Origin of the sequence: Micromonospora echinospora (assembly GCF_900091495.1) — a bacterium.
Classification (GTDB): Bacteria; Actinomycetota; Actinomycetes; order Mycobacteriales; family Micromonosporaceae; genus Micromonospora; species Micromonospora echinospora.
In genome coordinates, this window is sequence record NZ_LT607413.1 from 6,284,111 (window position 1) to 6,309,207 (window position 25,097).

Annotated in this window: 21 protein-coding genes and 2 pseudogenes; 9 read left to right on the forward strand and 14 right to left on the reverse strand. The window is 71.3% G+C overall.

Annotated elements, in window-relative coordinates:
- Nucleotides 1-38 precede the first annotated feature (38 nt).
- Nucleotides 39-620 (forward strand): dihydrofolate reductase family protein, encoded by a 582-nt coding sequence (locus GA0070618_RS26955; protein ID WP_088984119.1) that lies wholly within the window; start codon nt 39-41, stop codon nt 618-620.
- Between the two features lie 219 nt (nt 621-839).
- On the opposite strand, the pseudogene GA0070618_RS26960 reads toward GA0070618_RS26955, so the two are convergent.
- A pseudogene (locus tag GA0070618_RS26960) lies at nt 840-1,458 on the reverse strand (ISL3 family transposase); the annotation flags it as partial.
- Between the two features lie 512 nt (nt 1,459-1,970).
- Here GA0070618_RS26960 and GA0070618_RS26965 point away from each other — a divergent pair.
- Nucleotides 1,971-2,438 carry a VOC family protein gene (locus GA0070618_RS26965; RefSeq protein ID WP_197701654.1) on the forward strand — a complete coding sequence of 156 codons (468 nt, stop codon included), beginning with the start codon at nt 1,971-1,973 and terminating at the stop codon, nt 2,436-2,438.
- Between the two features lie 315 nt (nt 2,439-2,753).
- Here the strand turns inward: GA0070618_RS26965 and GA0070618_RS26970 are convergent, their stop codons facing one another.
- The 3 genes from GA0070618_RS26970 to GA0070618_RS26980 all read right to left on the reverse strand — a co-directional run bounded on the left by GA0070618_RS26970 (nt 2,754) and on the right by GA0070618_RS26980 (nt 6,669).
- Complete coding sequence (locus GA0070618_RS26970; protein ID WP_172900339.1) at nt 2,754-4,004, reverse strand: IS701 family transposase; 1,251 nt, start codon at nt 4,002-4,004, stop codon at nt 2,754-2,756.
- A gap of 64 nt (nt 4,005-4,068) precedes the next feature.
- Nucleotides 4,069-5,166 carry an IS630 family transposase gene (locus tag GA0070618_RS26975; RefSeq protein ID WP_088984080.1) on the reverse strand — a complete coding sequence of 366 codons (1,098 nt, stop codon included), beginning with the start codon at nt 5,164-5,166 and terminating at the stop codon, nt 4,069-4,071.
- A gap of 138 nt (nt 5,167-5,304) precedes the next feature.
- Nucleotides 5,305-6,669: an outer membrane protein assembly factor BamB family protein gene (locus GA0070618_RS26980; RefSeq protein ID WP_143740261.1), complete on the reverse strand. Its 1,365-nt coding sequence runs from the start codon at nt 6,667-6,669 to the stop codon at nt 5,305-5,307.
- Nucleotides 6,670-6,993: 324 nt separating this feature from the next.
- On the opposite strand from GA0070618_RS26980, the gene GA0070618_RS34125 reads away from it, so the two are divergent.
- Both GA0070618_RS34125 and GA0070618_RS26990 read left to right on the forward strand, forming a co-directional pair.
- Complete coding sequence (locus GA0070618_RS34125) at nt 6,994-7,350, forward strand: hypothetical protein (protein WP_172900340.1); 357 nt, start codon at nt 6,994-6,996, stop codon at nt 7,348-7,350.
- A 218-nt stretch (nt 7,351-7,568) separates the two neighbouring features.
- Nucleotides 7,569-7,946: a hypothetical protein gene (locus GA0070618_RS26990; protein ID WP_088984123.1), complete on the forward strand. Its 378-nt coding sequence runs from the start codon at nt 7,569-7,571 to the stop codon at nt 7,944-7,946.
- Here GA0070618_RS26990 and GA0070618_RS26995 read toward each other — a convergent pair.
- The 4 genes and pseudogenes from GA0070618_RS26995 to GA0070618_RS27010 all read right to left on the reverse strand — a co-directional run bounded on the left by GA0070618_RS26995 (nt 7,933) and on the right by GA0070618_RS27010 (nt 11,410).
- The gene (locus tag GA0070618_RS26995; protein ID WP_088984124.1) at nt 7,933-8,721 is read right to left on the reverse strand and encodes a class I SAM-dependent methyltransferase; all 789 of its coding nucleotides are present in this window, start codon (nt 8,719-8,721) and stop codon (nt 7,933-7,935) included. The two genes, GA0070618_RS26990 and GA0070618_RS26995, sit on opposite strands and share 14 nt — an antisense overlap.
- Before the next feature lie 87 nt (nt 8,722-8,808).
- Nucleotides 8,809-9,030 (reverse strand): annotated as a pseudogene (locus tag GA0070618_RS27000) (transposase); the annotation flags it as partial.
- Nucleotides 9,031-9,102: 72 nt separating this feature from the next.
- Nucleotides 9,103-10,302, reverse strand: a complete 1,200-nt coding sequence (locus GA0070618_RS27005) for an RtcB family protein (RefSeq protein ID WP_088984125.1) — start codon at nt 10,300-10,302, stop codon at nt 9,103-9,105.
- 349 nt (nt 10,303-10,651) lie between these two features.
- On the reverse strand, nt 10,652-11,410 hold the full coding sequence (locus tag GA0070618_RS27010) for a peptidylprolyl isomerase (protein ID WP_088984126.1): 759 nt from the start codon (nt 11,408-11,410) through the stop codon (nt 10,652-10,654).
- A gap of 203 nt (nt 11,411-11,613) precedes the next feature.
- On the opposite strand from GA0070618_RS27010, the gene GA0070618_RS27015 reads away from it, so the two are divergent.
- Nucleotides 11,614-12,210: a peptide deformylase gene (locus GA0070618_RS27015; protein ID WP_088984127.1), complete on the forward strand. Its 597-nt coding sequence runs from the start codon at nt 11,614-11,616 to the stop codon at nt 12,208-12,210.
- 49 nt (nt 12,211-12,259) lie between these two features.
- Here the strand turns inward: GA0070618_RS27015 and GA0070618_RS27020 are convergent, their stop codons facing one another.
- A complete protein-coding gene (locus GA0070618_RS27020) occupies nt 12,260-12,901 on the reverse strand; it encodes an FMN-dependent NADH-azoreductase (protein ID WP_088984128.1) in 642 nt (213 codons plus the stop codon).
- Nucleotides 12,902-12,985: 84 nt separating this feature from the next.
- Between GA0070618_RS27020 and GA0070618_RS27025 the strand changes: the two genes are divergently transcribed.
- On the forward strand, nt 12,986-13,507 hold the full coding sequence (locus GA0070618_RS27025; protein ID WP_231931475.1) for a MarR family winged helix-turn-helix transcriptional regulator: 522 nt from the start codon (nt 12,986-12,988) through the stop codon (nt 13,505-13,507).
- A 97-nt stretch (nt 13,508-13,604) separates the two neighbouring features.
- Here GA0070618_RS27025 and GA0070618_RS27030 read toward each other — a convergent pair whose 3' ends face one another.
- Nucleotides 13,605-14,411, reverse strand: coding sequence for a MerR family transcriptional regulator (locus GA0070618_RS27030; protein ID WP_088984130.1), 807 nt, complete (start codon nt 14,409-14,411; stop codon nt 13,605-13,607).
- Between the two features lie 168 nt (nt 14,412-14,579).
- Here GA0070618_RS27030 and GA0070618_RS27035 point away from each other — a divergent pair, with 168 nt between their 5' ends.
- Nucleotides 14,580-16,850, forward strand: a complete 2,271-nt coding sequence (locus GA0070618_RS27035; protein WP_088985873.1) for an ATP-binding cassette domain-containing protein — start codon at nt 14,580-14,582, stop codon at nt 16,848-16,850.
- A 77-nt stretch (nt 16,851-16,927) separates the two neighbouring features.
- Here GA0070618_RS27035 and GA0070618_RS27040 read toward each other — a convergent pair whose 3' ends face one another.
- From GA0070618_RS27040 to GA0070618_RS27050, 3 genes are all read right to left on the reverse strand, one after another.
- Nucleotides 16,928-17,653: a hypothetical protein gene (locus GA0070618_RS27040; protein ID WP_088984131.1), complete on the reverse strand. Its 726-nt coding sequence runs from the start codon at nt 17,651-17,653 to the stop codon at nt 16,928-16,930.
- 12 nt (nt 17,654-17,665) lie between these two features.
- Nucleotides 17,666-19,441, reverse strand: a complete 1,776-nt coding sequence (locus GA0070618_RS27045) for a DUF4012 domain-containing protein (protein WP_231931476.1) — start codon at nt 19,439-19,441, stop codon at nt 17,666-17,668.
- A gap of 110 nt (nt 19,442-19,551) precedes the next feature.
- Nucleotides 19,552-20,772 (reverse strand): glycosyltransferase family 4 protein, encoded by a 1,221-nt coding sequence (locus tag GA0070618_RS27050; RefSeq protein ID WP_088984132.1) that lies wholly within the window; start codon nt 20,770-20,772, stop codon nt 19,552-19,554.
- Nucleotides 20,773-20,916: 144 nt separating this feature from the next.
- Here GA0070618_RS27050 and GA0070618_RS27055 point away from each other — a divergent pair, with 144 nt between their 5' ends.
- The gene (locus tag GA0070618_RS27055; RefSeq protein ID WP_088984133.1) at nt 20,917-21,468 is read left to right on the forward strand and encodes an arsenate reductase/protein-tyrosine-phosphatase family protein; all 552 of its coding nucleotides are present in this window, start codon (nt 20,917-20,919) and stop codon (nt 21,466-21,468) included.
- Here GA0070618_RS27055 and GA0070618_RS27060 read toward each other — a convergent pair.
- Nucleotides 21,449-22,897, reverse strand: a complete 1,449-nt coding sequence (locus GA0070618_RS27060) for a tyrosine-protein kinase domain-containing protein (protein WP_088984134.1) — start codon at nt 22,895-22,897, stop codon at nt 21,449-21,451. The two genes, GA0070618_RS27055 and GA0070618_RS27060, sit on opposite strands and share 20 nt — an antisense overlap.
- Nucleotides 22,898-23,098: 201 nt before the next feature.
- On the opposite strand from GA0070618_RS27060, the gene GA0070618_RS27065 reads away from it, so the two are divergent.
- Entirely contained in the window at nt 23,099-24,985 is a 1,887-nt protein-coding gene (locus GA0070618_RS27065) for a polysaccharide biosynthesis protein (protein WP_088984135.1), read from the forward strand.
- Nucleotides 24,986-25,097 lie beyond the last annotated feature (112 nt).

Genomic DNA, 25,097 nt, shown 5'->3' on the forward strand with positions numbered 1-25,097 from the left:
ACGCTAATTTAGGGAAATCCAAAGCAGAGGAGAGCCCTGTGGGCAAGGTGGTCATGTACAGCTCGGTGTCGGTGGACGGCTTCGTCGCGGACGAGAGTGACCAGCCCGGACCGCTGTTCGACTGGTTGTCCAACGGTGACGTCCCGTTGGACGAGAGCGGCGAGCTGAAGGTGTCGCAGACGTCCTACGACTACACCCGGCCGTACTGGAACCAGATCGGAGTCACGATCGTCGGTCGCCACGTCTTCGACATGACGGACGGCTGGGACGGGAAGCCGCCGGGCGGAATCGACCACGTGGTCGTCGTGACGCACCGGCCGGAGCCCGAGGGCTGGAACCCCGAGGCACCGTTCCACTTCGTCGACGGCGTCGAGGCAGCCGTGGCCAAAGCGCAGGAGCTTGCGGGTGACCGCATGGTCGAGGTCGCCGCTGGCGACGTCGGTGGCCAGGTGCTTGCCGCGGGCCTGGTCGACGAGGTGCGCATGGACGTCGTACCCGTGGTGTTCGGGTCCGGCAAGCGCTACTTCGGGTCGGTCCACGCGCAGCACCTGCTGGAGGATCCTGACGTGGTGATTCACGGCAACCGGGTGCTTCACCTGCGCTATCGAGTGCGCCGTTGATCGATTTGAGCGGGTACGCGAAGAAGCGTACTGCGAACGGTGACACAAGATCGGGCCTCCGGCTGCGTTTGCGCATCGCTGTCCCTGGTCGGGCAGCCGACGCCGATCCTCCCCGGCACCTCACCTGCGGCAATTTCAACTCAAGACAGGGATGCCGGTTTCCGTCGTATCTTGACCGATCCCAGGAAGAGCGGCTCGTCACCAATGCAGGGTGCAGTCGGGTCCGATTCCGCCTGCCTCGACTAGGGATCGGGCAATGTAGTTGGTGAGGTTGCGGAAGCCGAGGGCGGAGCCGCGCAGGTGCTTCAGGCGGCCGTTGACCGCTTCGGTTGGACCGTTGCTGGTGCCGGCCGGTCGAAGTAGGCCAGTACGCCAGCGGCTCGCTTGCTCAGGATGCGGCCGAGCTTGGCGATCTCGACCAGCGGCCTGGGGACGCCGGCGCTGAGCGACTCGTGCAGGGCTCGCCGGGCACGGTAGAGCGGGTCGTTCTTACGGCCGCGGCGGCCGCGGGTGGTCTGCTGAACGCGGCGGCGGCAGTCGTTGAGGGCATCGCCGGCAAGGCGCACCACGTGGACGGGGTCCATCACCGCGACCACGTTGGGGATCTCCTCAGCGGCGGCGGTCTTGAAGCCGGTGAACCCGCCCATCGCGACGACCTCCACGGCCTCGCGCCACGCCTGAGGGCGCTGGATAAGCCCGGGTCGAACACGGCCTTGGAGCGGCCCGGGATCATGTCCAGCAGTCTCGCTGGACCCGTACCGGCGCGCACCGGCGTGAGGTCGATGATCACGGTGACGTGCTTGCCCCCGCGGCGGGTAGGGTGCCAGTCGTCGGTGCCGTCATCAGCCTCCAGGATCCAGCACGCCAGGCTCGCGCGATCGGGCTCCAGACGCTGGCCGACCACGGCCAGGCCGAGCTCATCCAGGCGGCAGAACGGAGTCAGGTCAGGGCAGCCCAAGGCAGTGTCAGGCACGTCGACGTCTTCCAGATGGGCGGTGTAGGAACCTCCATCCTCGGAAGACCTCGACACCTACCCCGGGACCGACGCGCCAGCCACCATCCAACCAGCGACTACACCCTCAACTGTGAAGATTCGCTGATGCCATGGCCCTTCCTACACGGCCAGCGAAGACCGGCAAGGTCGAGCGCGAAGTCTGCGCCGCATGCCGAGAGCCATCCGGATGTGCCGCAGACCATGCGCTGCGGATCGCTGGTGGCCGTTACGCTCGGTACCTTGGTGCGGGCGAGCCGGCCCACCCTTCGGTGCTCCCTCGTGACAAGCTGCGCGTCCACATGGTTACGACCATCCCAGGCCGGCCTGGTATTGGGAACGCCTACCGTGGCAGATACATGATCGATACGACGGGAGCACGATTCATGCCGCATGTACGACGCTTCGACCACGTCGGCATCACGGTCGCAGATCTCGATGCCGTGACCGCCTTCTTCGTGGCGCTCGGCTTAAAGGTCGAGGGCAGAGCGTTCGTCGAGGGCGAGTTCCTGGAGACGGTCTGCGGCATTCCCGACTCCCGCACCGAGATCGTCATGCTGAAGTCGCCCGGAGATGGCGCCCGCCTGGAGCTCGCGAGATTCGTGCGACCGGAGTCCGTGCCGGGCTCGCCGGCCGCCATGGCAAACGAGCTGGGATTGCGTAACGTCTCCTTCGAGGTCAACGACTTGCAGGCCGCTGTCGATTGGGCAGCCAGCGAGGGCTACGGACTGGTCGGTGGCATCGGTGAGTACGAGGGTGGTTGGCGGATGGCTTACGTCCGGGGGCCGGAAGGGATCATCGTCTCGCTCGCCGAGCGCATCGGCTGAGCCTCGCAAGTAAGCGGTCCGGGTGATCTTCTGCAACCGCTGGCCCTCGGCCATCGACACCTGCCGGACGAACACCTCCGGCCGCCTACCCACCGGCCACAAGGTCGAACCGTTGAGAGACGGCCTGCCCGACAGATCCTCAGAAACGACGGATTACACGATCAACGTTCCAAGACGAGGCACTAGTAGTGCTTTGTCATGATCGGGGTTGGTCTCGGGGTTTTCGTCTGGTGGGGAAGCGGGTTTTGCAGGTGGGGCAGGCGCCGGCCAGGCGGACGAGGTGGGCCTGTAGTTCGCGGAGTACGGCGTAGAGGGTCAGGCCGGCGCGGGGGCTTTTGGGTCGAGGCGTTGCAGGGTGCAGAAGGCGTGAGCGGCGGAGACGAGGGTGACGTGGTGGTGCCAGCCTTGCCAGGTGCGGCCCTCGTAGTGGTCCAGGCCGAGTCCGGTCTTCAGTTCGCGGTAGTCGTGCTCGATGCGCCACCGGAGTTTCGCCCACCGGATGAGGGTGCGTTTCGTCGTGGTGGCCGGCAGGTTCGACAGCCAGTACTTGGTGGGTTCCGAGCGGTCGGCCGGCCATTCGGCGATCAGCCACGCCTCGGGCAGGTCGCGGTCGCGGTGGGCGGCCCGCAGGACCCGACCGGCCGGACGGACGCGGAGGAACACGAACCGGGAACGCATCTTCACCGGCTTGCCCGCACGGGTGCGGGAACCGTCCCGCCAGGCGATCGTCCGGGCTGCGTCGGGGCCGACGGATGCGATCAGGTCCCTGACCGAGACGGCCGGCTCCCGGTAGCGCTGTTTCGGTCGCTGTCCCACCCCACGGTACGGCGGTGCGGTCCGCACCGCCGTCTGCGGATACACACTGATCGTGGTGGCCACCTGCACCACATAGGACAGGCCCCGCTCGGTCAGACCGAGGCGGAACTCGCCGCTGTCGCCGTACCCGGCGTCGGCCACGATCAACGGCGCCGTCAGACCCCACCCGGTCACCTCATCGATCATGTCCAGCCCGAGGCGCCACTTCTCCCGGTGCCCGACATCGTCGGGGATCTGCGCTCGGGCGCGTCGCCGCTCGACATCGTCGGTGGCCTCGGGTGAGGCGGGATCCCACGACCCGGGCAGGAACAGCCGCCAGTCCACCGGACACGACGCAACATCGGTGACCAGGTTCAGACTCACCCCGATCTGGCAGTTGGTGACCTTCCCCGCCGTGCCGGTGTACTGCCGGGCCACCCCCGGCGACGCCGATCCGCACTTGAGCCACCCGGTGTCGTCCAAAGCCCACGCCGCCGGCCCGATCGCCGCGTCCATCCGCCGGGCCAGACGGCGGCGCACCGGCTCCACCGCCCACGGACTGTTCGTCACGAAATGGTTCAACGCCTGATCGTGCACACCCACCAGCCGGCCCGCCATCGGCTGCACCGACTTACGCCGCCCGTCCAGCATCAGCCCTTGCAGATACTGCCCCGCACGGTCGCACCACCCGGCCCGGGTCAACGACCCGAACACGTCCCCGGTGAACTCGACCAACACGTCGCCAAGACGCTCCACCTCACGAACATCCACACCGGATGCAACGAGACGATTCCCGAACAGCTATCAAGCTATGCCGAAACGTGACAAAGCACTACTAGTGTGCTGAGTCGTTAATTCGTTGGCAGTATGCGGCGATCGTTTCGAGGATGTCGTCCGCCGTCTTGGTCCACACGAACGGTTTCGGGTCGGCGTTCCACGCCTCGATCCAGGCGGTGACGTCGGCTTCCAGTGCGGCGACATTGCGGTGGGTCGATCGGCGGAGTTTGCGGTTGGTTAGCTCGGCGAACCAGCGCTCGACCAGATTCAGCCACGACGAGTAGGTCGGGGTGAAGTGCAGGTGGAACCGGGGGTGCTTGAGTAGCCACTGCCCGATGGCGGGCGTCTTGTGGGTGGCGTAGTTGTCCAGCACCAGATGCAGCTCCAGCTCGGGCGGGGTTGCCCGGTCGATGGTGCGCAGGAAACGCAGGAACTCCTGGTGGCGGTGTTTGCGTTGGGTCTGGCCGATGACCTTGCCGGTAGCCACGTCGAGGGCGGCGAACAGGCTGGTGGTGCCGTGGCGGACGTAGTCGTGGGTCACCCGGCCGGGGACACCGGGCATCATCGGCAGCATCGGCGCGGTCCGATCCAGGGCCTGGATCTGCGATTTCTCGTCCACGGCGAGGACCATGGCGGCCTCCGGCGGGTCCAGGTACAGCCCGACGATGTCGCGGACCTTGTCGATGAACAGCGGGTCGGTCGACAGCTTCCAACTCTGGACCTGGTGCGGTTTGAGGCCGAACGCCCGCCAGATCCGCGAGACCGCGGTCTGGTTCAGCCCCACCGCCGTGGCCATCGACCGCGTCGACCAATGACTGTCCTGATTGAGCGGGAGCTCTTCGAGCGTCTTCGTGATCACGGCCTCGACCTGGGCGTCGCCGATCTTCCGTGGCGCGCCCGGTCGCGGCTCGTCGCGCAGCCCGTCCACCCGATCGGCCACGAACCGCTTACGCCACTTGCCGACCGCCGGCAGCGACACACTAAGCCGGCGAGACACCTCGCTGTTGGACAGGCCTTCCGCGCAGGCGAGGACGATCCGCGCCCGCACCGCCAACGCCTGCGCCGTCTTCGGCCGCCGAGCCAGCCCTCGTAGCGCCTCCCGCTCCTCGGCGGTCAACTCCAGCGGCGCCAGCTTCGGACCACGGCCATCACCCATACCCGCAATCTACCAACGAATTAACGACTCAGCACACTAGGGCGCGCTGGTGGTGGACGCGCCTGGCCGACCGCGACCGGTGTGGCGGGCCGGCCAAGCGCCACCCGAAGCGCATGCCCCCGCGCTCACGGATCTGGCTCAGAAGGCGTACAGGTCCAGGGCGATCCCGCCCGGTCCCCCGGAGTGGCTGACCGCGACCCAGTCGTCCCCGACCCCGGCTAGCCAACCAGGGTACCGGCCGAGTTGGCGACCGGTCGACACATCGTGGACGAGCACGACCAGTCGTTCCTCTACCGCGCCGCTGACCACCACGAGGCGTCCGGTCACGCTCGACCGCCAGCTAGCCGAGGTGCCGGACAAACCCGGGTCCGGCGCGGTCCACCGCGTCGCGCCGGTGGCCATGTCGAGCAGGGCCAGCTCGCCCGCGTCGGCGGTGCCCCGCACCAGCAGGGACCGGTCGTCGCCGTCGATCGGCACGCCGGAGGCGACACCCTCCCACTGCGTCCTGCCGGTCCGCAGGTCGACCACCTGGGGCCGGCCGGCGGCGGTGACCGCGACGAGCCGGGTGCCGGCCCCGATCAGGGTCAGCCCACTGCGGTCGTGCGCAAGTCGCTTGGCGCACTCCCCGTCCTCGCGACGCCCGCTGAAGACCTCGCCGGACCAGCCTCTGGTGCCAGTGGCCGCGTTGACGGTGGCGATGCTGACCGTGCACCGCCGGTCGCCCCGGGGCGGATCGTGGTCGGTGGTCACCAGCAGGCCGTCGGCGACGAAGCCGTGCCAGGCCCGGCTCGGCAACCGTCCGGCGCCGGCCTTGCCGGTGGTGGCCGCGACGGTGGTGTAGGTACGCTCGTTCAGCCGCACCGCCACGTACCGCCCGGCGGGCGCGGCATACGGCATCCGGACACCGAGCGCCTCGTCGGTCACCCGGGCGAACCGGTCGGCGGGCAGTTTCCACAGTTGGCGACCGTCCCGCACGTCCCGGGCGATGACGACACACTTCGCCGACCGTCCGGTGCCGACGCACTCCCGGTCGTACACGACCTGTTGCTGGACGACGACGCTCTGGGTGTCCTCGGCCCGCCAGCGGGTGACGCCGGTGGCCGCGTCGAGCACCTCCAGCGGCCCTCCGTTGCTGGCGCTGACGACGATCAGGCTGCCGGCAACCGCGTACTGGTAGCTCCCCGGGAACGGGTGACGCCACCGGTCCTGACCCGTGGAGCGGTCCACCGCCCGCAGTTCGCGCCCGTCGGGCACCAGGATTAGCTGGCCGACCTGCGCCAACGGCTGGTCGAGCCGGCCGGCCGTCACCGACCAGGCTGGCTCCGGGCCCTGCCGCTCCGCTCCGGTCTCACTGCCGCGCAGGCTCTCCTGGGTCACCTCGACCCGTGGCGCCGGCCGCTCGGGCGGCTCCGCCCGGGGCCCGGTGCAGGCGGCGAGCCCGACGAGCAGGCTCAGGGCTGCCCCTGCCAGACTCCAACGGGGTGGACGGTGCGACGGCGACAACGGTCTCTCCCTCGATCGGCGGCAGGGCCCACCATAGGGCCTGTGTCGAAGTCGCCCACAGCCACTCGTTGATAGCGGCGAGGTGGATGGCGGCTTCGTAGCGGACGCGACTTTGTCGAAGCGGGTGGCTACGGCCCGGTTCCGCTTGAGGCGGTTGATGCCACACTCCGCGGCGTACCGACGGTGGCCGCGGTGACGGCACCGGCCGCCACCGTTGCGTGCAAGCAAGTCCGCCTGCTGAATCCGTCGCCCGCCCTCAACCGTCTACCCCCTCGAGGGTGCTGTGCGCTCGTAACCTAGGCAGGGCACCGCCCCGCAGACATCGTGTGTTCGACCACGGCTATTCAGGGCAGTTGCACCTTACTGCGTACACCCTTACGGATCGTCGATCTGGACAAAGCCGTCCTGAATGGCGCGCGCTACCAGCGCCGCCTTGGTGGGAGCCGCCCGGCGACGCATCGCGTACTTGACCCGGATGTGTTCCAGACCAAGACCTTCTATGGGTCCGGAATGAGCAACAACTACTACACGGCACTGTTCAACGCCCAGAACAACGCGCGCTCCCTTGCCCGCGCGGACGGGTTCGATCCGAACGGGCAGTGCAGCCCTGGCGGAAGCTTCGTGACGACTCCGTGGCCGGGCCTCTACTCGGTGCGGGCGGCAATCATCTGCAGTCGCTGACCACCCGACTGGACACCACCGATGGGCTCCCCGGTGACGTGCCGGTGAGGACCGACCAGACGATCGACGGCACCGCTCTGCCTGGTGGAGGGCGGGGTCGTTTCGTCGTGTTCAGGGTCTTGATCTCGCAGCCGCCAGTCCGATGTGAGACGGATGCCAGTGGGTCGCCTTGTACTGTCGGAACATGAAAAGGACTGTCAGGAGTCGCTGCCGCCGCGGTGGTGCTGGGGATGCTGGTGGCGGCTCCCGGTCCGGCCGCCGCCGACCACCCCGGTTGTGAGCTGAACGACCCGAGGCCGATCTGCACCGGAGACCCCGAGCCCACCGAGAAGCCGCCGGTGGCCGTGCTGGAGTCCCAGGACCTGGTAGCCGGTGGTTCCGGCGAGGTCAAGCCCCTCCCCCTCATCGTGGAGAGCGCGGCGTTCGTCAACGGGGCTTTCACCTTCACCGTCATCGACCAGTCCAACAACGAGACCGGCTTCCACGTATACCGGCTCAGCGAAGTTGGTGGGGGTCGGGCTGGCACAGCGCTCCACTTGGCCATTCGGAGACACGGCCATCTTGGCCAGCCCCGTGGCTGGGTCAGCCCGGCTTGACCGCCAGAGTCGCAAAATAGTTCGACATGTATTGAGCGGATGCGTTGGATTGGTCCGGTGCTTCTGCGAAGCCGGTGAGGACGAACCCCGCGGCGAGTTGCCCGCCGATCTGGTCGGTGAGGGTGTGACTGTATTCAAGAGGGGCATCCGCGCCGAACTTCGTGGCGCGTTCCTCGGCGGAGTACTGCGTGACATCGCTGTAGGGCAGCTTGTGCACGACGACTAGCTCTCCGCGCTCGTCGAGCGCCTCGTGGTCGAACAAGTACACATCAGGGTTTAGGAAGCCCACGAGCAGAGTTCCGCCCGGCCGCAGGACGCGGAAGCACCCACGCCACACTGGTGCCAAGTCTGGTACGAATAGGTTCGAGACCGGGTGGAATACGACGTCGAATGTTTCGTCGCCAAAGGCGCTGAGGTCGCGCATGTCGCCTAGGACGGTGCGCAGCTCCAGTCCGTCGCGCGCCGCCACCATCTGGTCCTGGCCGAGCTGGCGGGGCGAGTTGTCGAAGACGGTGACCCGCGCCCCTGCGGCAGCGAGGATCGGACCCTGCTGGCCACCGCCGGAGGCCAGGCACAACACGTCCTTGCCGGTCACGTCCGCCGGCAGCCAGGAGCGGTCTACTGGCTCACGCCCGATGAGGACAATCGACCAGTCGCCCATGCGGGCGCGTTCGACATCCTCAGCACTCACCGGCCTCGACCACTCGTTGCCCTCATCGACATACTTGTCCCAGGCTGCCCGATTATGGGCAACGGGGTCGACAACGTCCTGCATGTTTAACTCCCTGCTACAGCCAAGCGGACACCAACGGTCCGACAGTTCGGTGCCGCTACAGCAGCCAACACCAAGCAGGGTGCGGGCTCAACAAAACTGGCGCGCGTCGAGGTGTCCACGGGCTCGCCGGGTGGTCGCGCAGCGAGTGCGTAAGCGCTGGTTGACGGGGTTGCGGAAACCGTAGGCATCGCGGGCGACGGTCCTGATGACTCGATTGGCGCCTTCGGAGCCCGCGTTGGTGATGCCCGTGTGCAAGAACGCGAGGATTTCCGGCCACCACGCCTCGACGGTCATGGCCAGGCGCTTCAAGAAGCTCGGGCGCCGAATGGGCGTACCGCCATGGCATGTCCGATACCAGCCTGAGGTGCTACACCGAAGCGGTCAGCCCTTGACGCAGACCACCTGCTTGAGGTGGGCGACCACGTCGACCAGGTCCTCCTGCTGCGCCATCACCTCGACGATGTCCTTGTAGGCGCCGGGGATCTCGTCGACCACCCCGGGGTCCTTTCGGCACTCCACCCCGGCGGTCTGGGCGGCCAGGTCGTCGGTGGTGAAGGTCCGCTTGGCCTGGCCGCGCGACATCCGCCGGCCCGCCCCGTGCGAGGCGGAGCAGTACGCGTCCGGGTTCCCCCGTCCGCGCACGATGTACGAGCCGGTGCCCATCGAACCGGGGATGATGCCGAGGTCGCCGGCGCCGGCCCGGATCGCGCCCTTCCGGGTCACCAGCACCTCCACGCCGTCGTACGTCTCCTCGGCGACGTAGTTGTGGTGGCAGGAGATCGGCTCGTCGTAGCGGACCTGCGGCAGGTGCGTCCGCACCACGTCGCAGAGCAGCGCGAGCATGACGGCCCGGTTGCGCCGGGCGTACTCCTGGGCCCACCACAGGTCCCGCCGGTAGGCGTCCATCTCCGGGGTGCCGGCGAGGAAGACCGCCAGGTCCCGGTCGGGCAGGTCGGTGTTGTGCGGCAGGCCCCGGGCCACCGCCATGTGCCGCTCGGCCAGTTCCTTGCCGATGTTGCGGGAGCCGGAGTGCAGCATCAGCCAGACCCGACCCTCGTCGTCGCCGCCCTGCTCCAGGCAGACCTCGATGAAGTGGTTGCCGCCGCCGAGGGTGCCCATCTGGTGCTGGGCCCGGTCCTTGAGCTGCCGGACCCGCCGGTCGAGGTCGTCGAATCGGCCCCAGAAGTCGTCCCAGCCGCGCTGCTCCAGGCCGCGTACCCGACGCGGGTCGACCATCCGGTCGTGCTTGGCGAAGCCGACCGGGATGGCCGCCTCGATCGCGCTGCGCAGCGGGGCGAGGTCGTCCGGCAGGTCCGACGCGGTCAGCGAGGTGCGTACCGCGGACATGCCGCAGCCGATGTCCACACCGACGGCCGCCGGGGAGACCGCCTGGCGCATCGCGATCACCGAACCGACCGTCGCGCCCTTGCCGAAGTGGACGTCGGGCATCACCGCGACGCCTTCCACCCAGGGCAGCGCGCCGATGTTGCGCAGCTGCCGCAGGGCCTGCGCCTCGATGGCGTACGGGTCGGTCCAGACCCGGACCGGGGCCCGGGTGCCGGGCAGCGGGGTGAAGCTCATGGTCGTCTCCTGGAGGTCGGCTGGCAGGGGAAGGGCCGCCGGCCGGGCACGAAAAAGCCGCCCGACCCGGCTGGGGGTGGGCGGCGGGAGCGCCGTCACACGGGCGCTGTCACGCGCCGCCACCCCGGGAACGTTGCGGATAGCCCACGACGCGGACACGACGCGCCCGCGCGGGCACCGCGACCGACCCACGCCGGCAGGGGCGTGGTGTGCCGGTACGGGGCAGGCGGGTCACGGTGACTCCCGAAGATCGTCGGTGGACGGGTGTCGTTCACGGTAGGGGCGCGCCCGGCGACCCGCAACACATATCGCCGGGGCGGGACCGGACCGGTCCCGCCCCGGGACGGGCTCAGTGCCGGCGGACCGCCCGGTCGATGTCGACCGGCACGGCGGGCGCGCCGTCGACGGGGGCGGGGTCCTCGTCGGTCGGCGCGATGCCGGCGGCGGCGATCCGGTCCAGGGTGGCCAGTCCGGCCGGCTCGATCGAGCCGAAGACGGTGTAGTTCGGCCGCAGCGTCGAGTCGGACTGGACCAGGAAGAACTGGCTGCCGTTGGTGTCCGGGCCGGCGTTGGCCATGGCCAGGGTGCCCCGGGCGTAGAGGCGACGCTCACCGGTCGGGTCGGTCGGGACGGGCGGCAGGTCGGTGGGGAGTTCGTCGGCGTACCGGTAGCCGGGGCCACCCGCGCCGGTGCCGGACGGGTCGCCGCACTGCAACACCTTCAGCGTCGGGTACGCGGTGAGCCGGTGGCAGGAGGTGTCGTCGTAGAAGCGGTGCCGGACGAGGTGCAGGAAGCTCTGCACGGTGCAGGGGGCCTGCTCACGGTCGAGGACCAGCGGGATCGGGCCCTGGTTGGTGCGCAGCGTGACCCGGACGGTCCCGTGGTCGGGGGTGCGGCGCGGGTCCGGGGGCAGCGGGACCTTCCGGGCGGGCGGGTCGTCCGGTGTGGCGGTGTAGCCGCACGGGCCGGGCGTGGTCCGGGCGGGCTCGGCCGCGCCGGCCGGCACGGCGACGCCGACGGCGCCGAGCAGCGCCCCGGCGACCAGGACGCCGCCGAGGAGTCGGGTCCGGGCGGGGGCGGCGGATGGTGGTCGGGGTGTGCGCGACACGGGTCCTCCTGCACGACGGTGGGCGGAAAGATCGCAGTCTATGGACTCGGTTCGGGCTTGTCGACGCGACCGCCCACCGGAGGCGGTGTCGGCGCCGGCACGTTCGGTGACGGATACCCGACAGCCGACGGGCGTGGTGGGCGGTACGCCGGGCGACGCAGAATCAGCCCGCCGGACCGGGGACGGACGGGAGCGACCAGAGGATGCCGACACCGAGCCAGCACATGATCGAGCTGGGCATCACCCAGGAGGGCGCGGCGGTCCTGACCCGTCCGGCCGTGCCCTTCGCGCTGCCCGCCGAGACACCGGACGCGCTGCGGGTGGTGGAGCGCCTGCGGGCCACGATGTCCCGGGTCGCCTCGGTGCACCCGTTCGCCAAGGGGATGGGGATGGCCGCGCCGCAGATCGGCGTCGGCCGCGCCGCCGCGGTCGTCCGGGCACCGGACGGCGCGGAACTGGTCCTGCTCAATCCCCGGGTGGTCGCCGAGTCCCCGGAGGTCGACGAGCAGTTCGAGGGATGCCTGAGCTTCTTCGACGTCCGGGGCCTGGTGCGGCGGCCGTCCCGGATCGAGGTGGCCCATCAGGAGGTGGACGGGCGGACGACGGTCACCGGGTTCCGCGACGGGCTGGCCCGGCTGGTGGCGCACGAGGTCGACCATCTGGAGGGACGTCTGTACCGGGAGCGGATGCCACCGGGGGCCGAGGTGATCCCGGTGTCCCGGTACCGGGGCACCGGGACCGGCTGGTCGTACGGCGGTGCCGTACGACCAGCCGACCAGAGTGCTGCCGGGGGCCGGTGAACCGCTACGCGGCCTTTCTTCTCTGGAGTCAGCGCCGGCGAACGGCGACTCAGGCGGCGTGACGGTTCGCGAGTGTCGCGCCGGCCTCGACCGCTGCGTCCTCGGCGGTCTTGCGCATCATCGCAGCGATCTCGGCGAACTCGTCGAGGGCCGGGTTCACGCCGACGAGGGTGAACTCTCGCTCGACGACCGTGAGGTCGGCGCCCCAGACGTCGACGAGGATCCGCCGGAGGTAGTCGCTGTTGTGGTCCCAGCCCTCGCGCGGGGTGCCCGGGCCGTAGGCGCCACCGCGGGTGGTGATCAGGACGGTCGGCGTCCCGTCGAGCAGACGGGTGCCCTGGGGTACGCCGGCGAGGGCGAGGTCGATCCAGCTCTTCGCGTGCTGCGAGATGCCGTAGTTGTAGAGCGGCAGGGCGAGCACGGCGCTCGTGGCCTGCTGCAACTCGGTGGCGATCCGCTCGGCGGTGGCGAGCGCCTCGCGCTGGGCGGCGGTACGGTCCCCAACCGGTGTGAAGCTGCCGGAGATCGCGGCGGCCCAGGCGTCCGCGGGCAGGGGGTCCTGACCGAGGTGACGGCGCACGACCGGCACCTCGGGGCGGGCGGCGGTGAACGTGTCGAGGACCAGGTCGGCAAGTGCGCCGCTGGCGGAGCGGTCGCCCTGGATGCTGGCGTCAACGCGGAGCAAGGACATGCGGATCTCCCGGTGAAAGCTTGAATGTTCAAGTCGAGGCTATCACGATACTTGAACATTCAAGTTGCCGGTAGGATGGCTCCTGTGAGCACCGACAGCACCAGCGAAACCGTGGTCACGGACGACGTGCCGTGGCTGTCGCCTGACCAGCAGCGCGACTGGCGCGCCCTGGTCGAACTGCTGGCGATCCTGCCGTCGGCGCTCGACGCGCAACTCAAGCGGGACGCGGGCGTGAACGGCTTCGAGTACCAGATACTCGCCGCCCTGTCCGAAGCGCCCGACCGCACGCTGGGGCTCACCGAGCTGGCCATCTCGGCCCAGGGGTCACTCTCCCGGCTCTCCCACGCGCTCACCCGGCTCGAACGGTCGGGATGGGTGGAGCGGCGCCACCTCGCCGACGGTTGCCGGCGCGCGAAGGCCCTGCTCACCGACAACGGCTGGGCGAAGCTCCAGGAAGTCGCCCCGGGTCACGTCCGCGAGGCGCGTCGTCTCGTCGTCGACGTGCTCACCCCGGAGCAGCTCTCCGCGCTCGGCGACGCCGCCAGAGCCATCACCGCTGCCACGACGCACGGGGCGAAGGCGTGCGGGGAGATCAGCGACTGCTGACCCGGCACGCCGGACCAGACGCGGCAGCGGCCGGACGACCCGGAGACGAGGGCGACGGCGGATTCGACGGCGAGCCGGCCCGGGCCCGGTTCGTGGATTACGGCGTCGACGGCGCCGCGTCCGTCACGGGGACCAGCGGTCGGGTCCAGTCGCCGGTCGCGGGACGGGTGCCGGGACCGTCGCCCCCGACCAGCCCCCGGCGTCGGAGGTAGTCGTACAGGGCCGCCGAGGCGGCCAGTCGGGTCAGGCTGCGCCGGTGCAGCTCCTGCTCCCGGCGGGCCAGCTCGGCCCGCACCCGCTGCGGGCTGCCGGTCGTGCGCAGTTCACCGAGCACCGACGCGACGATGTCGAACGGGTAGCCGCCCCGGCGCAGCAGCGCCACGACCTGGGCGGCGCGCAGCTCGGCCGCGTCGTAGAGCCGGTAGGACGTACCCCGTTCCCGGACCGGTCGCAGCAGCCCGCGTCGTTCCCAGAGCCGCAGCAGGGAGGTCCGGACCCCGACCAGGTCGGCGACCTCGCCGATGCGCACGCCCCGGCGGCGGGCCGGCACGGTGACCGCCGGGCCGGCCACCACGGTGTCGAACGCGCCGAGCACCCGCCGGATCTCGGCCCGTTCCCGGTCCAGCTCGGCGTGGCCCCGGTCGAGCGCCGCCAGCGCGGTGGCCAGGTCTCCCCCGTGCGCCGCGGCCATGACCTCCCGGGTCCGGGCCCACCCGTGCCCCTCGGCCATCCGCCGGACGACCACCAGCGCCTCGGCATGCGCGGCGGTGAAGACCCGGTAGCCGGCGGGGGTGCGGGTCACCGGCGGGAGCACCCCGAGGTCGACGTAGTTACGGACCTGCTGCACCGAGATCCCGACGCTCGCCGCGAGGTCCACGGCGCGCAGCCGCGACGGTTCCACCACCGGCCCACCTTAGCGCCTCCCCCTCGGTTGAGACTTTTCCGCCCTTTCTTTCGGCGATCACCGGGGATCGTCCGCGAAACCCTCAACGTGCTCGTCAATGGGAGAATGTAATCCCGCCAGCTCATCGCGTAGCTCGGGCGGGACCCACCCTGCCCGGAAAGGGTGACCATGCAGCAGCCGACACGCGCCGCCGACAGCCACGACATGATCGAGGTACGCGGTGCCCGGGAGAACAACCTCGCCTCGGTCTCGGTCGACATCCCCAAACGCCGGCTCACCGTCTTCACCGGGGTCTCCGGATCCGGCAAGAGCTCACTGGTCTTCGGGACCATCGCCGCCGAGTCGCAGCGGCTGATCAACGAGACGTACACCGCCTTCCTCCAGTCCTTCATGCCGAGCATCGGCCGACCCGACGTGGACGCGTTGCGCAACCTCAGCGCCGCGATCGTCATCGACCAGGAACGGATGGGCGCCAACTCCCGCTCCACCGTGGGCACCGCCACCGACGCGTACGCGATGCTGCGGATCCTGTTCAGCCGGCTGAGCACCCCGTACGTCGGCACGTCGAGCGCGTTCAGCTTCAACACCCCGGACGGGATGTGCCCGACCTGCGAGGGGCTCGGCCGGATCTCCGACGTGGACGTGCGCCAACTCGTCGACGTGGAACGTTCCCTCAACGACGGCGCGATCACGGTGCCGAACTTCGGCGTCGACTCGTGGTACTGGCGGGTCTTCGTGCAGTCCGGACTCGTCGACCCGGATCTGAAGGTGCAGGACTTCCCGCCGCAGATGTGGCAGGACTTCCTCTACAAGGAGCCCACCAAACTCAAGATCGACGGCAGCACCCTCAGCTACGAGGGGCTCGTGGTCAAGGTACGCCGGCTCTACCTGACCAAGGACCGGGAGTCGATGCAACCGCACATCCGGGCGTTCGTGGACCGGGCGGTCGCCTTCACGACCTGCCCGGACTGCGGAGGCAGCCGGCTCAACGCCGCCGCCCGGTCGGCGCGGGTCGCCGGACGCACCATCGCGGAGTGCTCGTCGATGCAGATCGACGAGCTCGCCACGGTCGTCCGGGAGCTGACCGAGCCGTCCGTCGCACCGCTGGTCGCGAGCCTCCAGGAGACCCTCGACTCGCTGGTGGAGATCGGGCTCGGCTACCTCAGCCTCGACCGGGAGTCGGGCACCCTCTCCGGCGGCGAGGCGCAGCGGGTCAAGATGGTCCGCCACCTCGGCTCCAGCCTCAGCGACGTCACGTACGTCTTCGACGAGCCGACCGTCGGACTGCACCCGCACGACATCGACCGGATGAACGACCTGCTGCTGCGGCTACGGGACAAGGGCAACACCGTGCTGGTGGTCGAGCACAAGCCGGAGACCATCGCCGTCGCCGACCACGTGGTCGACCTCGGCCCCGGCGCGGGGCCGGCCGGTGGACGGATCTGCTACACCGGCGACGTCGCCGGGCTGCGCCGCGCGGACACGCTCACCGGGCGGCACCTCGACCACCGGGTCACCCTGCGCGAACGGGTCCGTCCGCACCGGGGCCGGCTGGAGATCCGTGGCGCGGACCTGCACAACCTGCGGGACGTCGACGTCGACATCCCGCTCGGCGTGCTGACCGTGGTCACCGGGGTCGCCGGATCGGGCAAGAGCTCCCTGATCCACGGCTCGCTGTCCGGCCGGGACGGGGTGGTGGTGGTCGACCAGTCCCCGATCCGGGGCTCCCGGCGCAGCAACCCGGCGACGTACACCGGCCTGCTCGACCCGGTCCGGGCCGCGTTCGCGCGGGCCAACGGGGTCCGGGCCGCGCTGTTCAGCGCCAACTCCGAGGGGGCCTGCCCGGCCTGCCGGGGCATCGGCCTGATCTGGACCGACCTGGCGATGATGGCCGGGGTGGCGTCGGTCTGCGAGCAGTGCGAGGGCCGGCGGTTCACCCGGGAGGTGCTGACCTACCGGTTGCGCGGGAAGAACATCAGCGAGGTCCTCGCGATGTCGGTCAGCGAGGCCCGGGACTTCTTCCCGTCCGGACCGGCCCGGGTCGTCCTCGACCGGCTCGCCGACGTCGGCCTCGGCTACCTCGGTCTCGGCCAGCCGCTCACCACCCTCTCCGGGGGCGAGCGGCAGCGACTCAAACTGGCCATCCACATGGCCGAGCGGTCCCGTGTCTACGTGCTCGACGAGCCCACCACCGGCCTGCACCTGGCCGACGTCGACCAGTTGCTGGCCCTGCTGGACCGGCTGGTCGACGGCGGCGCCACGGTGATCGTCATCGAGCACCACCAGGCGGTCATGGCGCACGCCGACTGGCTGGTCGACGTCGGGCCGGGCGCCGGTAACGACGGCGGGCGGGTGGTGTTCACCGGCACCCCCGCGGACCTGGTCGCGCGGGCCGACACGGTGACCGCCCGGCACCTGCGGCGGTACCTCGACCGCTGAGGCGTGCCGGTCACGACGGCGTCGCCCCGCCGGACCGAGGGGTCCGGCGGGGCGACCGTCCGCGTGTCGGGTGCGCCTCAGCTCGCGGTGTCCGCGCCGACCCGGTTGCGCCGCCGCAGGGCGAACGTCGTCAGCAGCAGCACCGCGCCGACGCCGACCAGACCGCCGCCGACCTTGAGCGGGGTCTCCAGGCTGCTGCCGGTCACCGGCAACGGGTCGTCGTCGTCACCCTGGTGGGGGCGCAGGACGGTCAGCGTGGCGGTCCCGACGTAACCGCTGGTCAGGCCCCGCGCGGTGATGGTGATCGTCCCCGGGTGACGTGGCCGGAAGGCGAACTGGAATCCGCCGTCGTCGTCGGCGCGGATCCAGAAGACCTGCCGCGCCCCGTCGGGGGAACCGTTCCACGGGCCCTTGCTCGGCACGTGCTCGGGGCCGTTCGGCTCGCCGGGCTGCGGGGCGGCGCGGTGGTACGACACCGGGGCGAGCGCCACCGTGCTGCCGTCGCCGCGCCGGGCGGTCTCCTGTCCCGGCAGGCCGGCGGCGAGCGGACCGCTGGTGATGGTGATCTCCACCTGCTCCTCGTAGTAGTAGCCCCGGCCGGTCACCGTCGCGATCTCACCGACCTCCACGGTGCTCGGCGAGACGGTCAGGCCCCGCTGCGGCGGCTGGTACGGCGGCGGCTGCGCCGACTGGGACGGCTGCGGCGGCGGTTGCGGCTGGGACAGTGCCGCCCCCGCAGCGCCCGGCATGGCCGCCGCGGCCAGGCCGACCGCGATGGTCGTGATGATGCGGGATAGCCGCATGATGGATCCTTCCTACTGGTCACAGGGTGACGCGGTTTGGATGTGGGTGGTCCACGGAGTGGCGGTGGGGGTGAGCCGCAACCCGGCCCCACCGGTGCCGCTCCGGTCGGTCAGCAGGTCGACCTCGAGGTTCCGGGTCTGACCGGGCCCGGTGTCGACGGTCGCGACGGCGACGTGACGGCGACGCTCGGTCCCGCTGCCCAGCGCCGTGTCGACGCCGTCCAGCCGGGCCCGCACGATCGCGCCGCCCGCCGGGCTGAACACGTGGACCAGGGTGCGGACGACGTACGGGTCGCCCGTCCGGCCGACTCCGAGCACAGAAGGCGTGAGCCCCGACCTCGGCGCCGAGGAGCGCAGCGATATCCTCAGCCGCAGTTCGCGTCGACCGTCCGGTCGGCACGTGCCGACCGTCAGCTCCGCGCCCGGTTCCAGGTAGTAGCCGAGCTTCGCGCCGCTGCCGTCGTTGAGGAACACGCCGACGGTCGGCTCGGCCTCCCGCTCCGGAAGCACGCCGGTCAGTCGGCTCTCGCCGAGCATCCGTTGCTCCTCCGGGTGGGCACTCCAGAACAATATCCGGCTTTCGGCAACAGATCGGTCGAATGCTGACAAAAGCGGCTTAGGCGGGACGGGTCTGGCGAGAAGGGCCTCGAACACCGCCGCCGCCGACCGGGCGAAGAACTCGTCCTGGCGACGCAGGTCGAGCTTCAGGTAGCTCTCCGACAGCAGCGACCGCACCACGTTGTCGCCGGTCAGGCGGCCGAACCCGGGCACCTCGACCGGTCCGGTGACCGCCAGCAGGTACGACAGGGCGACCGGGTCGGTGGCCAGGACGCCGTCGACCGTCTCGCCGGTACGACGGCGGTACATCTCGCGGTAGAGCGCGGCAGCGGTCGGGAAGTGCGGGGTGAGGTTCACGTCCGCCGGCCAGATGCCGGGCAGGTCGGTGTAGAGGGCACGCATCTCGGGGCCGACCCCCGGCAGCGCCGGCAGGAAATGGCCGAGCTGGCCCGCCGTGCCCTGCCGGACGAGTCGGATCCGTCCCCGCTCGGCCCGGACGACCGCGTACGCGCCGAACATGCCCCCGGTGGCACGCAACTCGGCAAGGTTCTGGGAGACCAGCAGGTAGTCCCGGCCCTCGGTGACGCCCAGCAACGGGGGCAGCAGCGCGGCCCCCCGACTCACCGCGCCGGTCAGTCCGGCCAGCCGGTCGACCTCGCCGCGCAGTTCGGCGACGGCCGCGTCGACCTGCCCGGTGAGACCGCCGGTCGCCACCCCGCCCAGCCGGGTCCGGGCCGCCCGGACGACCTCGTCGGCCGCCGACAGCTCCTGTTCCGCCGCCTGCAGCCCGGCCAGGTCGAGCCGGCCCTCCCGGGGCAGGAGCGCGTCGAGGTCGACGCCGAGCAGCCGGGGGAACGCGTGTCGGGCCAGGTCGTCCACGGTGACCGCCACCTGGCGGACCGCGGTCAGGTCGTCGCCCGCGAGAGGCGCCCGCCGTCCGAGCGCCCAGCCGGGATCGGCGGTCGCCCGTCGGGCGGCGGCGGCCCGTTCCTGGAGCTCCGCCAGGGTGCCCCGACCGCCGGCAACGTCCCCGTCGAGCACCTGGACACTCAGCTCGCGCGCCAGCCCGGCCGCGCCGAGCAGGTGATCCCGCGCCTGCCAGGCCCGGAATCCGACCCAGCCGACGGCGGCCAGCGCCAGCGAGACCACCAGCAACCCGGCGACCGCCGCTCGGCGCAGCCGCGACCGGGACCGACCGCGTCGCCACCACGGCGCTGCGCGTGTGGTCACCCGACCTCCAGGGAAAAGGACGAAAAGCGCTTTCTCCCCGTTTTCTACCTGGTCCGGTGGGCCATGCGTGGCGTTTTGACAAGATTTGGCGATATGGAGGTTTTACGACTTCAATTCGGGTTCGGTGCCGTCGCCCGTCCGGCGGCGACGTCGTAGAGCATCCGTTCGATCCGGTCCACGCCGGCCCGCAGGGACATGTCCCGCTGGTACGCCTCCCGGCCCCGCTGGCCCATCCCGGTGCGCGCCTCGGCGTCGATGGTGGCGGCGAGCCAGAACCGGTCCGCCAGCGCCGCCCAGTCCTCCGGTGGGCAGGACAGGCCCGCCCGGGCCCGCTCCACCATCGTCGCCGGGTCACCGGCGGCGGCGGCGATGACCGGCGTGGCGCAGGAGAAGGCGGCGGGAAGCTCTGCGGGCACCACGCCGCGCAGTTCGGGCAGGTCCCGCAGCGCCACCAACTGGTAGTCGGCGGCGGCGTACAGGTCGGCCAGCTCCGCCGGTGACCGCCGCTCGACGAAGCGGACGTTGCGGACCCCCCAGTCGGCCACCAACTCCCGCAGGCGGGGCTCGTCCGCACCGGAGCCGGCGAGGACCAGGTCCATCCGGTCCGGCACCGCAGCGGCCGCCCGGACGGCGGTCTCCAGCCGCTGCCGTTCGCCGATCGCACCCGTGTGCATCACCACGCAGCGCCCGGCGCCGCCGACCAGGCGGCGGACGGCGGGGCTCGGCCGGACCGGCCGGAAGATCCGCTCGTCGGTCCAGGGCAGCACCAGCCGCACCCGGGACGGATCCGCGCCGGCAACGGTCGCCATGTCCCGCATGGAGGGCGCGCTCACCGCGACCGCGTCGGCGGCGCGCAGGAGTCCGCGCAGGACCGCGGCGGTACGCTCGCCGCCCGGTTCCCCGGTCAGCTCCGCGCGCGGCCGGACGTCCTGGACGTGCAGCAGCACCGGCACCCCGGACAGAGCCCGCCGCAGGGCCGCGGCGGCGAGGGTCACCGCCGGCGTCTGACAGACGACCAAGGCGTCGACGCCGGCCAGGAACCCGTGTCCGGCCAGCGCGGCGGCGGTGGCGAAGGTGAGCTGACCGGCCAGCCGCGCGCGGGGCGAGATGTCGGCGGCGTACCGGGGCACCCGCCGCACCGTCAGTCGCTCGCTGCGGGTCTCGTACCGCCAGCGCTGCCGCCACCCCGGGTGGATCCGGCCGCCCGGGTGGTGCGGGAACCCGGTCAGCACCCGCACCTCGTGGCCCCGGGCAACCAGTTCCTCGGCCAGAGTCCCGGGCAGGAACGCCGGCTCGGGCGGGAAGTGGTAGGTCAGGACGCCGACGCGCACCGGAGCACCCCCGTCCCGCCCGTCGGCGCGGCACCCGGGCACACCGGGCGGCCCACCGCATACGATGCCGGCATCCCCTCACCCGATCGCCGGTCGCCACCTGGCGCGGCCGGCTCCAGGACGTGCCGTGACCGAGGGGCCCCCATGACCGAGCAGGTGCTGTTCGTCTGCCACGCCAACCTGTGCCGTTCACCGATGGCCGAGTACCTCGCCCGACGGGCATTGGAGCGGTGGCCGGTGACGGTGGCGAGCACCGGCACCGACGCCGTCCCGGGCCGGCCGATCCACCCGTACGCGGCGGTCATCACCGCCGCCCGGGGCATCGACGCGAGCGGGTTCCGCAGCCGGCGGTTGCGGGCCGACCAGCTCACCGACGCCACGCTGGTGCTGACCGCGACCCGGCGGCAGCGCTCGGTCTGCGTCGGGCTGGCCCCGGCGACGCTGCACCGGACGTTCACGCTGCACCAGTTCGCCCGCCTCGCCGCGGTGGCCGACCCGCCGCCGAGGACGGCGGATCGGCCGGTGCGGGCGGCGGTGGAGGCCGCCGCCCGGGCCCGGAGCCGGCTGCAACCGATGCCGGACGCGGACGACCTGGTGGACCCGATCGGCGGCACCGCAGCCGACTTCCAGCGGTGTGCCGAGGAGATCGAACGGTCGATGGCGCCGATCGGGGTGCTCATCGCGGCAGCCGGGTGAGGTCCTGGGCGGCCTGACCAGCGCCGGAGCGGTGGCCCGCGCCGTGCCGGGCGGTGGCCCGGTCGGCCGGCACGTTCCGGCGGTCCGCGGCCACCCGGTACGCCTCGTACTGGTACGCGTCGGCCTTCGCCACCCGGGCCATGTTGAGCACGCAGCCGAGCGTGCGCACCGAGACCGCGTGCAGCGCCTTCGCCGCCCGGGCCACCTGGTTGCGGGACGTACGGCCCTGCTGGCTGACCATCAGCGCGCCGTCGGCCTGGACCGCCACCACCACCCCGTCGGTCACCGCCAGGAGCGGCGCGGTGTCGATGATGACGATGTCCGCCGACTCGCGCAGGGCGAGCAGCAGGTCCGCCATCGCCTTCGAGCCGAGCAGCTCACTGGGGTTGGGCGGGTTCGAGCCGCTGGGGAGCACCAGCATCGACCGGTCTCCCCACCGCTGCACCACGTCACCGACCTCCACGTCGCCGAGCAGCACGTCGGTCAGGCCGACGCCGCGCTCCAGACCGAGGTACTCGGCCACCCGGGGGCGGCGCAGGTCCGCGTCCACCAGCAGGACCCGCCACCCCGCCTCGGCGAGCGTGATGGCCAGGTTGCAGGAGAGCGTGGTCTTCCCCTCTCCCTGGAGGGCACTGGTGACGGCGATGATCCGGGCCGGTTCGTGCACGTCGACGAAGCGCAGGTTGGTGCGGAGCTTGCGGACCGCCTCGGCGCGGGCCGAGGTCGCCGCGTCGCCGACGACCAGCGGCGCGGTTCGTGCGACCGGGTCGAAGGGAATCTCGCCGAGCAGCGGGCTGCCGGTGGCGCGCTGGAGGGTGTCCCCGTCGCGCAGGCGCGTGTCGACCAGACCCCGCAGCACGGCCAGCCCGATCCCGGCGAGCAGTCCGAGCAGTCCGCCGAGCAGCAGGTTGCGGTCCATACGCGGGGAGACCGGGTTCGCGCCGACACCGGGACCGCTGACCACCTCCATCTTGACCGAGGAGCGCCCCTCGGGCGGGGTCTCCACCGTCTTCACCAGGTCGGCGAACTTCACCGACACCGCCTCGGCGACGCGCAGCGCCCGGTTCCGGTCGGTGTCGGTGATCGTGGCCTCGATCAGCACCGTGCCGTTCTGGAGGTTGGCGTCCAGCCGGTCCTGCACCTGCTGGGGGGTCAGCCGCAGCACGGGGTCGGCGGCGACGGTGCGCGCGAGCCGGTCGCTGCGCAACAGGTCGGCGTAGGACTTCACCCGCTGCTGAAGCCAGAGGTTGCCCTGGTAGGCGTCGGTGACGCCCTGGGACGGCGTGGTGACGAAGAAGGTCACCGACGCCACGTAGCGCGGCTCGGCCCGGACGGTGAGCCAGCCGGCCGCCCCGAGAGCGAGCAGGACCGTGACCAGCACGATCCACCACTGGCGGCGAACGAACTGGAGGTAGGTACGGAGATCCATCAGGCGCGCCCCCGCATCCCGACCAGCACGTGGATGAACTGCACGAAATTCCCCCAAACTGGATATAAGCCGTGACAGGATGAAGACCGCTCACCGGCCGTAGGAACCATCTCGCCGAATGTAGTCGATGAATCGCCGCAATAGGTCCCATTCCCCTCAATGGGACACCGACCATTACTCACCTACCGTTGAGGGCACAAGATGGACCAGGCTTCTCCTGCCGAACCGGAGCATCCGGCGCCGCACCGGGACTGGGTGACCCGGCGCACCGCGACCCTCGCCCTGATCACGTTCGACGTCCTGGCCTGGGTCGCCGGCTTCATGGCCGCCGCCTGGACCCGGTTCGAGTTCGACCTCACCGCCGGGTACGCGGCGCTGGTACTGGCCAGCGCGCTGGTCTGCGCCGTCGTCCACACCGGCATCAACCAACTCTGGCTCACCGTCGGCGGCCGGCACCCGGTCGGCAGCGCCGACGAGGCGCGCTGCCTGGCGGCGACCGTCACGCTGGCCACCGCCGCCATGCTCGCCTCGCTGCTGCCCATGGCCGCGCGTCCCGTACCGGCGACCACGCCGCTGCTCGGCGGCGCGGTCGCGCTGCTGCTCATGGTCGCCGCCCGGACCGGCTACCGGCACCACCGCGACCGCCGGGACCGGCCCGTGCCCTCGGCCAGCCGGACCCTCGTCTACGGCGTCGACGCGGCGAGCGAACGACTGATCCGCGCCCTGCTCAGTGACCCGCGCAGCCGGTACCTGCCGGTCGGCCTGCTGGAGGACAACCCCGACCGGTGGCCGCTGCGCCTGCACGGCCTGCGGGTGCTCGGCGGTCGGGCCGACATCCAACAGGTCATCCGCCGCACCCGCGCCACCACCGTGATCTTCTCCATGGCCGGCACCGACGCCGACCTGCTGCGTGATGTCCGCAGCCGGACGCTGGAGACCGGGGCCGCGTTCAAGGTGCTGCCCCCGGTACGCGAACTGCTGGAACGGCCGGTCGCCGTCACCGACGTGCGGGACCTGCAACTGACCGACCTGCTCGGCCGGGCACACCGGGCCGCCGACCTGACCGTCGGCGGCAGCGGGCTGGCCGGACGGCGGGTGCTGGTCACCGGGGCCGGCGGTTCCATCGGCTCCGAACTCTGCCGGCAGATCGCCCGGTACGAGCCGGGCGAGCTGATGATGCTCGACCGGGACGAGTCCGCGCTGCACGCGCTCCAGATGTCCCTGTACGGGCGGGCCCTGCTCGACGGGCCGGAGCTGATCCTGGCCGACATCCGCGACGCCGAGGGCATCGCCCGGATCGTGGCCGAACGTCGGCCGGACGTGGTGTTCCACGCCGCCGCCCTGAAGCACCTGACCCTGCTGCAACGGCACCCCGGCGAGGCGGTCAAGACCAACGTCCTCGGGACCCTGAACGTGCTGGAGGCCTGCCGGGACGTGGCCCGGTTCGTCAACATCTCCACCGACAAGGCGGCCAGCCCGATCAGCGTGCTCGGCTACTCCAAGCGGGTGACAGAGCGGCTCACCGCGCACCACGCCCGGGCCCTGGGCGCGGCCTTCCTGAGCGTACGGTTCGGCAACGTGCTCAGCAGCCGGGGCTCCGTGCTCAACGCGTTCCGCGCCCAGATCGAGGCCGGCCAGCCGATCACGGTGACCCACCCGGACGTGACCCGGTACTTCATGACCGTGCAGGAGGCGGTGCACCTGGTCCTCCAGGCCGCCAGCATCGGCCGGGGCGGCGAGGCGCTCGTGCTGGACATGGGGGCGCCGGTCCGGATCGCCGACGTGGCCCGCCGGCTCGCCGCCGAGGCCCCGCACCCCACCGAGATCGTCTTCACCGGGCTGCGCCCCGGCGAGAAGCTGCACGAGGACCTCTTCGGCCCCGGGGAGGCCGACAGCCGCCCGCTGCACCCGCTGATCTCGCACGTACCGGTGCCGGCGCTGGCACCGGAGGAGCTGCACGCCCTCGACCCGTACGCGGACCCGGAGGAACTGGTGAAGCGGCTCGACGCCCTCTGCGCCCCGGACCGACTCGGACGGGGCGCACCCGCCCCGCGGGTGAGTCCACGCCCCCGCGCGTTGCCCGGCTGATCCGCCCGCCGGCATTGGCCGGCGGATCCCGCCCAACGGCATTGGCCGGAACCGAGTGAGCTGCGTCCCAGCACCACCGCTCGCCGGTTCCGGCCCTGGTCGGTAAGGTCGG